Source organism: Candidatus Arsenophonus phytopathogenicus (genome assembly GCF_056113345.1).
The window spans coordinates 1674031-1688358 of sequence record NZ_JBUIOB010000017.1; the positions used below are offsets into that span (position 1 = coordinate 1674031).

The 14328-nt window shown below is 36.2% G+C and carries 9 protein-coding genes, 1 other RNA gene and 4 pseudogenes; 10 read left to right on the top strand and 4 right to left on the bottom strand.

What is annotated here, in order from left to right; genetic code table 11:
- Window positions 1-154: 154 nt before the first annotated feature.
- The 4 genes and pseudogenes from AC01GB_RS12480 to AC01GB_RS12495 all read left to right on the top strand — a co-directional run bounded on the left by AC01GB_RS12480 (window position 155) and on the right by AC01GB_RS12495 (window position 5861).
- A pseudogene (locus tag AC01GB_RS12480) lies at window positions 155-2664 on the top strand (bifunctional aconitate hydratase 2/2-methylisocitrate dehydratase).
- Window positions 2665-3541: 877 nt separating this feature from the next.
- Window positions 3542-3915: pseudogene (locus tag AC01GB_RS12485) on the top strand (YacL family protein).
- A 103-nt stretch (window positions 3916-4018) separates the two neighbouring features.
- Window positions 4019-4870 (top strand): small-conductance mechanosensitive channel MscS, encoded by an 852-nt coding sequence (gene mscS, locus AC01GB_RS12490; RefSeq protein WP_474452065.1) that lies wholly within the window; start codon window positions 4019-4021, stop codon window positions 4868-4870.
- A 217-nt stretch (window positions 4871-5087) separates the two neighbouring features.
- A pseudogene (locus AC01GB_RS12495) lies at window positions 5088-5861 on the top strand (SIMPL domain-containing protein).
- Here AC01GB_RS12495 and AC01GB_RS12500 read toward each other — a convergent pair.
- Complete coding sequence (locus tag AC01GB_RS12500; protein WP_474452401.1) at window positions 5858-6778, bottom strand: LysR family transcriptional regulator ArgP; 921 nt, start codon at window positions 6776-6778, stop codon at window positions 5858-5860. The pseudogene AC01GB_RS12495 and the gene AC01GB_RS12500 overlap by 4 nt on opposite strands.
- A gap of 143 nt (window positions 6779-6921) precedes the next feature.
- Here AC01GB_RS12500 and rpiA point away from each other — a divergent pair, with 143 nt between their 5' ends.
- From rpiA to AC01GB_RS12520, 4 genes are all read left to right on the top strand, one after another.
- Window positions 6922-7587 carry a ribose-5-phosphate isomerase RpiA gene (gene rpiA, locus AC01GB_RS12505; protein WP_474452066.1) on the top strand — a complete coding sequence of 222 codons (666 nt, stop codon included), beginning with the start codon at window positions 6922-6924 and terminating at the stop codon, window positions 7585-7587.
- A 290-nt stretch (window positions 7588-7877) separates the two neighbouring features.
- A complete protein-coding gene (gene serA / locus AC01GB_RS12510; protein ID WP_474452067.1) occupies window positions 7878-9119 on the top strand; it encodes a phosphoglycerate dehydrogenase in 1242 nt (413 codons plus the stop codon).
- A 457-nt stretch (window positions 9120-9576) separates the two neighbouring features.
- Window positions 9577-10272: a hypothetical protein gene (locus AC01GB_RS12515; protein WP_474452068.1), complete on the top strand. Its 696-nt coding sequence runs from the start codon at window positions 9577-9579 to the stop codon at window positions 10270-10272.
- A 22-nt stretch (window positions 10273-10294) separates the two neighbouring features.
- Window positions 10295-10516 (top strand): hypothetical protein, encoded by a 222-nt coding sequence (locus tag AC01GB_RS12520; RefSeq protein ID WP_474452069.1) that lies wholly within the window; start codon window positions 10295-10297, stop codon window positions 10514-10516.
- Between the two features lie 325 nt (window positions 10517-10841).
- Here AC01GB_RS12520 and AC01GB_RS12525 read toward each other — a convergent pair whose 3' ends face one another.
- The 3 genes from AC01GB_RS12525 to zapA all read right to left on the bottom strand — a co-directional run bounded on the left by AC01GB_RS12525 (window position 10842) and on the right by zapA (window position 12191).
- The gene (locus AC01GB_RS12525) at window positions 10842-11432 is read right to left on the bottom strand and encodes a 5-formyltetrahydrofolate cyclo-ligase (RefSeq protein WP_474452070.1); all 591 of its coding nucleotides are present in this window, start codon (window positions 11430-11432) and stop codon (window positions 10842-10844) included.
- A 131-nt stretch (window positions 11433-11563) separates the two neighbouring features.
- A non-coding RNA gene (gene ssrS / locus AC01GB_RS12530) (6S RNA) lies at window positions 11564-11765 on the bottom strand.
- A 96-nt stretch (window positions 11766-11861) separates the two neighbouring features.
- A complete protein-coding gene (gene zapA / locus AC01GB_RS12535) occupies window positions 11862-12191 on the bottom strand; it encodes a cell division protein ZapA (protein ID WP_474452071.1) in 330 nt (109 codons plus the stop codon).
- Between the two features lie 183 nt (window positions 12192-12374).
- On the opposite strand from zapA, the pseudogene AC01GB_RS12540 reads away from it, so the two are divergent.
- Both AC01GB_RS12540 and pepP read left to right on the top strand, forming a co-directional pair.
- Window positions 12375-12949: pseudogene (locus tag AC01GB_RS12540) on the top strand (YecA/YgfB family protein).
- Between the two features lie 51 nt (window positions 12950-13000).
- Window positions 13001-14311: a Xaa-Pro aminopeptidase gene (gene pepP / locus AC01GB_RS12545; protein ID WP_474452072.1), complete on the top strand. Its 1311-nt coding sequence runs from the start codon at window positions 13001-13003 to the stop codon at window positions 14309-14311.
- Window positions 14312-14328 lie beyond the last annotated feature (17 nt).

The following is a 14328-nucleotide window of genomic DNA, read 5'->3' on the forward strand; positions in this document are numbered from 1 at the left end:
TATAATTAAATTCTGTTATTCTGGATGTTCCATACTGGGCATAATTAATAGAAGTAAAATTATGTTAAGCCAATTCCTCTGACCAGGCCCTTCATTTTCTATTTGAGATGTAGACAGCCAGGTATATAAATTAAAATCAATTGAGGGGAACGTCGTGCTAAAAGAGTACCGTGAGCATGTAGCTGAACGTTCAGCACAAGGAATAATACCCGAGCCACTAAATGCTACCCAAGTTGCTAAATTAGTTGAACTAATAAAAACCCCACCTGAAACTGAAAAAAATTTCCTATTAGATCTGTTAAGTAATCGTATTCCTCCTGGTGTTGATGAAGCTGCTTACATGAAAGCTGATTTCTTAGCTGCTATTACTAAAGGAAAAACATATTCCCCCTTACTTACACCAGAGAAAGCGACAGAGTTATTAGGAACTATGCAGGGTGGCTATAATATCTCTTGATGCGCTGGATGATGAACAATTGGTACCAATAGCAGCCAAAGCATTGTCCCATACTTTGTTAATGTTTGATAACTTCTATGACGTAGAAGAAAAAGCAAATATGGGTAACCAATATGCGCGCCAATTTATAGATTCATGGGCAAATGCCGAATGGTTTTTTGATAAACCCGCATTAGCAGAGAAACTGACTGTAACGGTCTTTAAGGTAACGGGGGAAACTAATACTGATGATTTATCACCGGCACCTGATGCCTGGTCACGACCAGATATTCCGTTACATGCACAGGCAATGCTTAAAAATACCCGTGATGGAATTGTACCCGATGAGCTTGGTTCATTGGGTCTATCAAACAGATTGAAACATTGTGTAAAAAGGGGTTTCCATTAGCTTATGTTGGTGATGTTGTCGGTACAGGCTCTTCGCGAAAATCAGCAGCCAACTCAGTAATATGGTTTATGGGCAAAGATATTCCTTTTGTACCAAATAAACGTAATGGCGGCGTTGTTTTGGGTGGAAAAATTGCACCAATATTTTTTATACGATGCAAGATGCGGGCGCCCTGCCGATTGAAGTTGATGTGACTTTACTGAATATGGGAGATGTGATTGATATTTATCCCTATAAAGGAGAAATCCGCTGTCATGCCACTAATGCCTTATTAACAACCTTTGCATTAAAAACCGACGTTTTACTTGATGAAGTTCGAGCCGGCCGGCGGATTGCGCTGATTATAGGCCGTGGACTGACAGCATGAGCGCGGGAGTCTTTGGGCTTGCCTACGATTGAAGTATTTCGCCAGGTAAAATCAGTTATACAAAGTGACCGAGGTTTTACCCTGGCACAAAAAATGGTTGATCGTGCTTGTAATAAGTTTGGAATTCGTCCTGGTGAATATTGTGAGCCGAAGATGACGTCGGTTGGTTCGCAGGACACTACAGGACCAATGACCCGAGATGAGCTTAAGGATTTAGCTTGTTTAGGTTTTTCAGCCGATTTGGTTATGGATCGTGGTGGTGTTTCTTTGCGTCCCGGTGATGGTATTATTCATTCTTGGTTAAACAGGATGTTGTTGCCGGATACAGTTGGAACGGGTGATGATTCACACACACGTTTTCCTATCGGTATTTCATTTCCTGCTGGTTCCGGATTATTTGCTTTTGCTGCGGCGACCGGTGTTATGCCTTTAGATATGCCTGAATCGGTGTTAGTCCGCTTTAAAGGTCAAATGCAGCCAGGTATTACTTTATGTGATTTAGTTCATGCTATTCCTTACTATGCGATTCAACAGGGTTTATTGACGGTCGAAAAGCGAGGTAAGAAAAATATTTTCTCAGGTCGAATATTAGAAATTGAAGGCTTACCTAAATTAAAAGTTGAACAAGCGTTTGAATTAGCGGATGCCTTAGCAGAACGCTCAGCTGCGGGTTGTACTATCAAGTTAGATAAAGAACACATGATCGAATATCTACAATCTAACATTGTATTATTGAAATGGATGATTGCGAATGGATATGGTGATCGCCGTACTCTCGAACGTCGCATTAGTTCAATGAATAAATGGTTGGTTGATCCGCAACTATTAACGGCAGATGCTGATGCAGATTATGCAGCAGTTATTGAAATTAATTTAAATGAAATAATCGAGCCCATTTTATGTGCACCAAATGATCCAGATGATGCACGTTTATTATCTTCCGTGGTGAATGAAAAAATTGATGAAGTTTTCATTGGCTCATGTATGACTAATATTGGTCATTTCCGTGCGGCAGGTGAGCTTCTAGAGCAATATAAAGGACAAATCCCCACTCGTTTATTGGTTGCTCCGCCGACTAAAATGGATGCTGCCAAATTAATCGAAGAAGGTTATTATAATATTTTTGGTAAAAGTGGGGCACGGATTGAAATTCCTGGCTGCTCACTATGTATGGGTAATCAGGCTCGTGTTATGGATGGAACAACCGTGGTTTCGACCTCTACCCGCAATTTCCCTAATCGACTAGGAACTGGCGCAAGGGTTTTTCTTGCTTCAGCAGAGTTGGCAGCAGTTGCTTCATTATTGGGATACTTACCAACGGTAAAAGAGTATCTGCAATTGATTAATGGCATGGGAAGTAAGAGTCAAAATATTTACCAATACTTAAATTTTGACTTACTAGTTCAATATACAAAAAAAGCAGAAACAATAATTTTCCAGTCAGCTGTTTAAAACAATAATTTTTCATATACCCTATTTCTTGCTGTAATTAATCAGAGATAGGGTATCGCGCTTAGATTCACCTATCTGCTATCTGAAAAATTTATGCTTCTTTAAGATTTGTATTTATTATTTAGAAAATTTATTATTTACCAGACAACTTCAGATTAGATCTGTTAAAGGGAATTAAAAAAGCGATCAAAATTTGCTTTTATATAAGTAAGTTGTGCATTAAATGCTGTTTTAACTAGATTTTTTTGACTGCTATTAAGGTTTTCTTTTTTCAATTTTAAAAAAGAAGCTTGCATTAATTGAACCGTTAAATCGCATGATTTCTGCAATGCTGTTATAGAATTATTTTTATCAGTATTAGCCGCTTCTATTACCAGTTTTTCAAAAACAAGATCGGCTATGCCACGAATATTCTGGATTTCTTCATTATTAATTTTTCCATCCTTATAGGCTTGGTTTATATATATTTCATTTATAACTTTATATAATTTATCATTAATTTCTTTTGTATTTATAAATTAAATCCTTTATTAAAAAAATATAATCCATATTTAAAGAATAACAATTATTCAGCTATATCAAGAAAAAAATAGTTTTTGAACAGACTTAACTAAAGCTTACACATTTAGAAGTATAGCTACAACAGTGTAAGGCTATAAACCCTCTTAAAAATGGCATTGTTACATAAAACTAGCTAAGTCGGGCCTCTCTAGTGGCTGAAACGATATTGCTTATTAATCGCCAATTTTTAAATAGCCACTTCTATATGTAATAGGGTATTTATATTATTGCTGAAATAAAGTATTTTTATGGTAATGATAATATTTGGGCTGATATAAATAAAAAATACATTCGAGGAACAGGACGGAGATCAGGTATGGATTATGAATTTCAACAGGATGTCACTGGCCATATCATTGCTCGATTTTCAATGGATCATGAAGCAATTGGTTATTGGTTGAATGAGGAAATTAAAGGTGATTTATGTCAGTTAGAGCAGATTCAGACAGGTTATCACTCTATTAAAGGCAGCGGGCGTCAATGGAAAAAAAAATCGGACGTGAATTTACATTGTTCATGGATGATAAAGAGATCATGATACGAGCTAACCAGTTACATTTTCAAACAGAAGATTTAGAAGAAGGGATGTGTTATTACGATAACGAAAGTATTGCATTTTGTGGTTTAGATGATTTTATTAAAATGCTGGAAAACTGTCGTAACTTTATTTTATTAAACATTATCGATTAAAAGATAACAAAATCGCTGTTTTATTTTGTCAATGTTATATCTAAGATTATACAGTTTCGGATATATGATTAGTAATTGATGTATTTTCTCGAGGGGGATTGAGATGGATGAAAATGGTGTGGTAGAAACAATTAATCAGGCAAAGAGTTGGCTTATTAATCATCAGGATCTGTTAATTCAGTATGCGGTAAATATCGTTTTTGCATTAGTTATTTTATTTACTGGTTTGATTGTTGCTAAATGGATCAGTCACATCACTAATCGATTAATGTCATTACGCGGTATAGATAAGACGGTCAGAGATTTTTTATCAGCAATTGTTCGTTATGGCATTATTGCATTTACCTTAATAGCAGTATTAAGTAAGTTAGGTGTGCAAACTGCCTCTGTTATTGCTGTTTTAGGTGCTGCCGGTTTGGCGATTGGTTTAGCTTTACAGGGTTCTTTATCTAATTTTGCTGCTGGTGTGTTATTGGTTATTTTTAGGCCATTGCGGGCTGGAGAATATGTGATTTTAGGTGCAGTGGAAGGAACCGTTGAGCATGTCCAGATTTTTTCAACTTCATTACGTACGGCTGATGATCGCATTGTTGTTATACCCAATAGCAAAGTGATTAACGACAATATTATAAACACTTCTCGTGAACCTAATCGGCGTACTCAAATTATGGTGGGTGTCGCTTATAATGCGGATATTGATAAGGTTAAAAAAGTGTTAGGTGATGTTATTGCGGCAGATGAGCGTATTCAGCATGATAAAGGTGTTACTATTCGTTTACATGAAATGGCGCCTTCTTCTCTTAATTTTGTCGTACGTGTTTGGACGACTAATGCTGATGGATGGAATGTCTATTGGGACTTGATGGAAAATTTTAAAAAACAGTTAGATGCACATAATATTGGCATCCCTTTTCCACAAATGGATGTTCATTTATATCAAACCAAAAATAGCTAACCAATTATTTTGGTGTGGATTAGCTTTCACACCAATATTTTTTTATCGGTTAGTAAAATCTTGCTATTTACACTTGCATTAGTTAGCGTTGATTAAAATTATTCATTATGATTAATCTTCCCATTATGCTTTTTAATATTCTATTATGTTAAGAATAAACGATTATTGGCTAGCAAATAGTCTATCTAGAGTTGATTAATTATGTGCAGGAGGTCTCGTGAAGCTTAGTTCGATTATATTTTTAGCGATGATGTCAGTCAGTTCTTACCATTACTTGCTCAATCTAACTCCTTACCTAATGGGCCACATATCGTGACATCAGGTAATGCAACGATTAAAGCCACACCAGATATGGTCACTTTACTAATTAATGTTGCTGTAACTGAAAAAAAATGCTGCCTCAGCTAAAACGGCGGTTGATGCACGTGTTAAGCAATATTTTGACTTTCTCAAGGATAAAGGGATAGAACGTAGCGATATCAATGCGGCAAATATCACGACTCAACCGAAATATGAATATGATAAAAGCGCCAAAAAATCTAAAATAGTTGGTTATACTGTAGAACGTTCAGTAGAAGTTAAACTATATAAACTATATAAACTATATAAACTATATAAACTATATAAACTATATAAACTAGATCAATTGAATACTTTATTGGATGGTGCGCTAGCAGCTGGTTTAAATGAAATTAATTCGGTGCAATTTGGTGTTAAGGATCCTAAACACTATCGTGATGAAGCTCGTAATAAAGCAATTGACAATGCTAAAGCGCAAGCAGAAGCGTTAGCAGCAGGATTTAATGTTAAATTAGGCAAAGTTTATAGTATTAATTATCGAGCACCTGATGCAACCCCTTATCCAATGCCAAGAATGAAGGCTATGAACAAAATGGTGGCTGCTGCTGCCAGTGATAGCAATCAAACTTATGAACAACAGAGCATTGATTTTACCGATCAAGTTGATGTTGTTTTTGAATTGAAACGTTAATTGTTATTTGCCACATTATCATTATCTGCTTGTTTTAATATCTGACGTCCAGTTTTTACCAGGGCGTCAGTTACCTTTCTCATTGTCCTACTTTCAGGCGAAAAGCGGTGCCAGTATAGCATTATACGCTGACATAGTCCGGGCGTGAGGTCGACTAGTTCACCTGAATTTAATTCATTAATAATTTGTAAATGTGGGATCATACAACAGGTTGAGCCTTGCTTAGCAAGTTGAACAAATGCCTCTGATGAATTCACAATATGGCAAGGAACACTACCCGGAGATAGGTTAAAATTCTGTTGCACAAAAGCTTGATGCATATCATCTAGATGATCAAAAGCGACAGCAGGTGCTCTTAACAATGAGGCTTTTGTTACCCCGGTAGGGAAATAACGCTCAGCAAAAGTCGGTGAGGATACGAATAAATAATCCAGTGCACCCAGTTTATCTACCAGGCAGCCAGGTAAAGGCTTTGGTTGAATACTAATCGCGCCAGCGACCTCTCCTCTACGTAGCAGCTCTTGAGTCCGGGTTTCATCTTCGACTTGAATATTAAGGCGAATAGGGCTGTCATGTAGTACTGGATTAAGAGCTGGCAGGAACCAGGTTGCTAAACTATCAGCATTGACTGCCACTGATAGTAACAACGGGGTTGTGCCATTACTTTCGTCACCAAGCCATTGCTCTTCTAGTAATTCCACTTGATGTAATAGCGCGAGTAGTTTTTGTCCTTGCTCAGTCGGTTGAGGAGGGATAGTCCTCACTAATAATGGTTGACCAAATAGGTTCTCAAGCTGCTTAATTCGTTGGGAAACGGCAGATTGAGTGATACATAACTTTTGCGCAGCGCGCTCAAAGCCGCGTTCACGGATCACAGTATCCAATGCTTGTAGTGTTCGATAGTCAGGGCGTTTAATCACGAAAAAATCTCTTTAAAATTCAATTCAGATGTTATTCTATATCTTACTATGCAATATTTTTCCAATCGATAGCCGGGGAAATTTCGTTATACTAATTAATTAGTAGGTTTTAGCAATAAAAAATAATAAGGCAACTAATTATGACACAGGATGAATTAAAAAAAATGGTCGGTTGGGCTGCTTTGGAATATATCAAACCAGATATGGTGGTTGGTGTTGGAACAGGCTCTACCGTTGCGCATTTTATTGATGGCTTAGCGACACAAAAGCATTTAATTAAAGGTGCAGTCTCAAGTTCGGTTGCTTCTACAGACAGATTAACCGCGTTAGCCATTCCTATTCTTGATAGTAATGATGTGGATGGTGTTGATATTTATATTGATGGTGCTGATGAATTTAATCCAGATCTAATGATGATCAAAGGGGGTGGCGCTGCCTTGGCGCGTGAAAAAGTCATCGCTGCGATGGCTAAGCAATTTATCGCTATAGCTGATAAATCTAAGCAAGTTGATATTTTAGGTAAATTTCCATTACCTGTTGAAGTGATTCCGATGGCGCGCGCTTATGTCGCTCGTCGATTGGTAAGGTTAGGAGGCATGCCAGAATATCGGCAAAATGTGGTTACTGATAATGGCAATGTCATTCTTGATGTTCACAATTTAGAGATCCTCGATCCGATAGAGCTTGAAAATAAAATTAATGCGATTGCCGGCGTAGTAACGGTAGGGTTATTTGCCAATCGCCCAGCAGATATTATTTTGCTGGCAACACCAGTTGGAGTAAAAAAATTAACGGCTAAAAGCTAATTATTTGGTGGTTTTAAAGTGCTGATCGGCTATTAAGGTAGTACTTATTGCCTAGATTAAATTTATATTTTTTTTACTCTCAAATTTAGTGATTTATATCATAATAATTGATTTAGTATGATATAAATCTTATTTTTTCCTCTTTAATTTCCTTTTTGTTCGTTATAGCGTTTTAGTTGAGATTTATTTCGTTGCTTGGGTAAATGATAGTATTGCTACTGGGAAAATTTTTGTTATGTTTGTATGACAAAATAGGTGATAGCCGTAATCTTAATGATAGGATGGGGTAAATGGTTAATGTATCTTTACAAAAACAGAAAATTAAATTTTTGCTTTTAGAGGGTGTGCATCAAAGTGCAATTAATAATCTGCGGGCAGCAGGCTATGACAATATTGAATATCATGAAGGTGCATTATCAACAGAAGAATTAATCGCAGTGATCCCTGATGTCCACTTTATCGGTATTCGTTCCCGTACCTATCTTAGCGAACAGGTTTTAGCCGTGGCTGAAAAATTGATTGCAGTCGGTTGCTTTTGCATTGGCACCAATCAAGCTGATATTCAAGCTGCGGCTAAGCGGGCCATTCCAGTTTTTAATGCGCCATTTTCGAATACACGCTCTGTGGCAGAAATGGTACTTGGCGAATTACTATTGCTTTTACGTCGTATTCCAGAAGCGAGCATGAAAGCCCATCGTGGAATATGGAATAAACAAGCCAAAGGAAGCTATGAAGCACGAGGTAAGAAATTAGGTATCATTGGTTATGGTCATATTGGTACTCAATTAGGTATCTTAGCTGAAAATATTGGAATGAATGTTTATTTCTATGATATTGAAAATAAGTTACCGCTAGGTAATGCTTGCCAAGTTCCTACTATGACCGAATTACTCAATATGAGTGATGTTGTTAGCTTACATGTTCCTGAAACAGCGAGTACTAGGAATATGTTTGGCAAAGAACAACTAACCTTGATGAAACCCGGCGCGATTTTGATCAATGCCTCACGTGGTAGAATAGTTGATATCTCGGCCTTAGCTGAGGCTTTGAAAAGTCAGCATATCTCAGGTGCTGCAATTGATGTATTTCCTAAAGAACCAGCCAGTAATGGTGATCCTTTCAGCTCACTGTTAATAGGTTTTGATAATGTTATTTTAACCCCTCATATTGGAGGCTCAACGCAAGAAGCACAGGAAAATATTGGTTCTGAAGTGGCTAATAAGTTAGCAAAATATTCTGATAATGGTTCTACTTTATCGGCGGTCAATTTCCCTGAAGTTTCATTACCTATTCATACTGACGATACTAATCGTTTATTGCATATTCATGAAAATCGCCCGGGGATGTTAAATCGTATTAATCAGATCTTTATGGAAGACGAGATTAATATAGCGGCACAATATTTGCAAACCACCGGCAATATTGGTTATGTTGTGATTGATATTACATCGCAAACGGCAACGACGGCAAAAAGTTTATTACAAAAATTAAAATCTTTACCTGGTACGATCCGGACACGCCTTCTTTATTAAATTAATAAATTTTACTAATTTACTTTTTTCAATAGATTGCCCGTTAAGGCGGGCTGATTTTATTTATTGTGTATTAACATGTCTATTTTATAAAAAAAAGCACTTATTATTGATTTTATTGTAATTTAAATTCATTTAAGGTTTTATTTAGTTAACTAGGCAACCGATACCGTAAGGAAGTTATTATGTCAATTAATGGAATGAAAAGGGCAGATATTATTTTTTGTCAAACTAAACATATTTTTGAGGATTTTAATCAAAATATAGCACTCTTAAAAAAAAGTATTTTAAATTAGATTTAACCGATAAGCGCTTTCAAATTGATGAAGGAATATGTTACGGCTTGTCTTTAATGTACATGTGCCAGTTTGCTTAGGGTGGCTACGCGCAAGGTGATAAATTCTTAGAATCAATTAAAGAATTAAATCAATTCAGCAATTTAGAAATAACTAGTAATATGGATGATTACGAAAAAATCATTATTGAAGCTAAAAAACGGCATGCTAATGCCAAAATTAATGATTTACTGAATGAAGCAATTTATTTACATAATTTTATTAATAAATATGCTCTACTTTATGCAACAAATTTAGTTAAGTTAAGGCAAGTTATTAATGAAAATAATAAAGATATTATGCAGGTATGCAGAGGTAATAAGCATTTTGTTGAGAGAAAAGATGTTAATTATTTTATTGATAAATTTTATGCGGAAAGTATTAATCAAAATATTGAGTTGATTCAATTGAAATGGCATAGAGATATTTATGTAGAATGGAAACTTATTTGTACAGAAGAAAATATTTTTTCTATACAAGATATTTTGATCAAATTTAATCAGGCAAAAGCAAATATCATCAATTCATATTCAAAGGATATTGAATTTTTTCTTTCTAATTATAATATTGGCTATGAAAGTATAATTGGAATAGAACGTTATTGTTTGCTAGAGACTTCTTCTCAATCTTTTGTTGATATATTGAATAGATTCCGACCTAATTGTGATAGTATTTATTTAAATATTGGCTTAAATACTCATTCAGTGATGCTAACAATTGAGAATGATAAGGATCATAAGCCAGTTTTTACTGTATTCGATTCAAATGTAGGAGTTTATCATTTTACCGATAAACAAAAATTAATGGAGTTTTTTTAATCAACTTGCTGCTATCTATGCGGTGGAAAAACAAGCAGATGGAAACTTCACTTTTGCCATGGGAAGTTTTATTAAAAAGAGCCGGATTACTCATCATCAAAATGAGCAGAAAGAAAAACAGTTAAATCGTTTTTTGGTTAATGATAATGAAATTTCGATTATTGCATTAGCTAAGCTGACTAATAGTCAACAAAAAATAAAAATTGATGAGAAAATATTCATTAAAATTTATTACCATGGATGAAAAAACACAAACAACTCAGTTAGAAATTATTAACCATAAAAAAACTTTAATAAAAAAATTAAATTAACTATCGATAGCCTATCTGCGGATGAAATAAAGCATTTTATTCAACAACATAAACAGGATTTAGATAAATATCAGGGTAAACGAATATATTTAAATAAACGCAACGGCCATTATGATGTTTATCGTAATTCTTATCAGCATAATATTGCTATGCTGCAACAAAATATTGTTAAGGGAAAGAAACAATTAATAACAACTATTTGACCATAAGATCAATTGCTGATTTTAATATAACTCTGGTTAATCCCGGTTAAATTGTTTACCAACGCCATCTTTTTGATGGTGTAATTATTTCTGGTAATGGGATATCCCATGGTTCGGTAGGAATTTTATTAACCAATTGGCAGTCATGCGCCAATCCAATCGGATAAAAGTGTTTTTTAGGCCAATTGGCAAGCAACCTATCATAAAATCCGCCGCCCATACCTAATCGTTGTCCTTGTTTATCAAATGTGACTAGTGGTACGAACAGAATATCTAACTGTGCTATTGGCATAACATCCATAACATTAAGTGCTGGTTCAGCGATATGAAAGCGATTTTTTATCAGTTGAGTATCAGGGCGGTAGTGTAAAAACAGCAGTTGATGGCGATTGAAGGGATGCAAAACAGGTAGATAAACTTTTTTGTTTTGTGTCCAAAGTTTTTTAATTAATGGATGAGTATTGATTTCACCATCAAATGAAAGAAATAACGCCAAATGGGGGGCAGATCGGATAAGCTCGTGTTCTAACACCAGGTGAGTTATTTTATCTGCTGCGCTATTTTGTTGTTCGCATGTTAATTGTCGACGATATTGGCGAACTATTTGCCGGATAATTTTTTGTCGTTTGACTAGATTATTAGACATAAAATTGGGAATTATTAATTTTGCAGCAATAAAATAATACGGTTCTTTATAATTGTATCATTAAGTTTTTATTGACTGAAGCATAGTATATTTGAATGGTAACATTGTGAGTATAACAGTATAGCTCATTGAGGACCTCCAAGATGCCATTGCGGGCTGTAACCCTTGAACCCGGGGTTCAAGGTGAACATAGCATCGTTAACTTTAGGCTTCCTGGTGGCTAGGCTTTCCCTAGCTGACCAGGTATGCACACCATAAACAGATAGCCACATTCTAAGTGATTTGAAATATCGGCTCAGGGGAATGACCCGCTGACGAGCATCTCAGAGAATTTTAAACTATATCTTAGTATCTATTGTATGAAAGTAAATACAGAAAGCAACCTATTCTTACTCTATTTTGGTACCAATGTTGTTTTATTCATCGGTTTTATTCTAACGGAGTAATTGTTCGTCCAGTAATGCGCGCTTGCTCTTGCAATGCCTGTTCGATCGTATGTTGCAATACACGGATTTTTTGTTCCATATTATCAGTGTAGTCCTGAGTTTTGATTTTTTCTTGCGCAAGTTCATGACAAATGTTTAAAGCGGCGATAAAAATAAGTTGTTCGGTATTTGTGACACCAGTTCGATTTTTTAGATCTTTTAGCCGTTGCTCAAGCTCAGCCGCAGATGATTTTAAGGCATTTTGTTGTTCTTTGGGGCAATTAACCCTTAATGTTCGTCCTAAAATTTGAATATCAACAGGTTGTGTAGACATTATACCTTCCTGATTATGTGGGGAGACGAAATAGACTAGTAATATTTCGCTGCCCATAATTCTATTGATGCTATCAGAATAATTATGAGTAATATATGTGCAATTTGTGCATTTATCTAGTATAGCGACCGTCCTTGATGGTAGCATATTACATATCAATATTATTAATGTAACTGAGCAGACATGCCAATACAGAAATCTTTACCTAATTATCAAACTCTTGAGCTACTATTGCAACAACAGAATGTTGCTTTAACAGCCGCAGAAATGCACGGCTTAATTACGGGCCTAATTTGTGGCGGTAATCACGATTATAACTGGAAAAAGTCAATTTATGAACTAACTAATGACGGATTAGCTTTTTCACAGATATTAACTAATCCACTCCGTGAGCTTTATGACTTTACATTTGCATCTTTAGATAATAATGATTTCATTTTTAATTTGTTGTTACCTGAAAATGATAAGGTGTCTGAGCGAGCTGATGCCTTAGCCGGTTGGGTAAACCATTTTTTATTAGGCTTGGGTGTTACGCAATCTAAGTTGATGGAAAAAAAGAATTAAAAGAAATTGTTATGGATTTACGCAATATTGGTATGTTGGGTTATGACAAAAATGACGATCAAAATGAGTTAGAACAGGCTTTGGAAGAGATCATTGAGTATGTTAAGGTCGCAGGTCAGCTCTGTTTTATTGCCTTTATGGAGGTAAAAGATCGGCGAATGAAAGCAAAAAACGATAAACCAACATTACATTGATAGGCATAATATTCTAACCTATTTTGTTGTTAATCGCTTGCGGGAGAAGGCATGACTCAACAACCATTTATATCTCGTCGCCATAAGTTATTAAAAAAAATGGCACCTGCCAGCGCGGCTATTTTTTTTGCCGCTCCATCTGCTTTGCGAAATGCAGATTGTGAATATCCCTATCGGCAACACAGTGATTTTCTCTATTTAACTGGTTTTAGTGAACCTGAAGCAGCGTTAGTTATCATTAAATATAATGAAACCTCTAGTGAGAGCATACTATTTAATCGTGAGCGTGATCAAGTGATGGAAACCTGGTTTGGTCGTCGTTTAGGCCAGCAAGCCGCGATTGCAAAACTGGGTGTGGATCGGGCATTACCGTTTGCTGAAATTGATCAACAACTTTATCAATTATTAAATGGTTTAGCCGTTATTTATCATGCGCAAGGTGAATTTGCTTATGCGGATCAGATTGTTGGTGCATCACTTAATCGGTTAAGGCAAGGTAGTCGGCAAAAATTAAAAGCTCCATCTACTCAAATTGATTGGCGGCCAATGCTGCACGAAATGCGATTATTTAAATCACCTGAAGAACTTACTCTAATGCGTGAAGCTAGCAAGATTTCTGCTGATGCACACCTTAGAACAATGCAAACCTGCCAGCCTGATATGTATGAATATCAGCTGGCTGCAGAAATTGAACATCAGTTTGCCAGTCAAGGCGCAAAATCGGCTGCTTATACTACCATTGTAGGCAGTGGGCAAAATGCCTGTATTTTGCATTACACCGAAAATGATGCCGTGATGAAGGCAGGGGATTTAGTTTTGGTTGATGCCGGTGCAGAATATCAAGGTTATGCCAGTGATATTACGCGTACCTTTCCAGTCAATGGTAAATTCAGCCCACCGCAGCGTGAAATTTATGACATTGTATTGACGGCACTAAATAGCGCTTTAAACTTATATCGACCTGGGGTCACTATTCATCAAGTGATGGCGGCGGTGATAAAGATTAAGATCGAAGGTTTAATTAAGTTGGGTCTTTTGCAAAGTGAGCTAGATAAACTGATCGAAAGTAAAGCTCACTTGCCTTTTTTTATGCATGGTTTAAGTCACTGGTTAGGGCTTGATGTCCATGATGTTGGTGACTATGGAAACAATCGCGATCGTCCGTTAGAGCCGGGTATGGTATTGACCGTTGAACCGGGGCTTTATATTGCACCGGATGCTAATGTGCCTGAAGCTTATCGAGGAATTGGTATCCGTATTGAAGATGATATTGTGATCACTGAAGAGGGTAATGAAAACCTGACAGCGGCTGTTATTAAAGATCCTGATGAGATAGAAGCACTGATGGCAGCAGCAAAGTAGGCAGGAGATTAGAAACT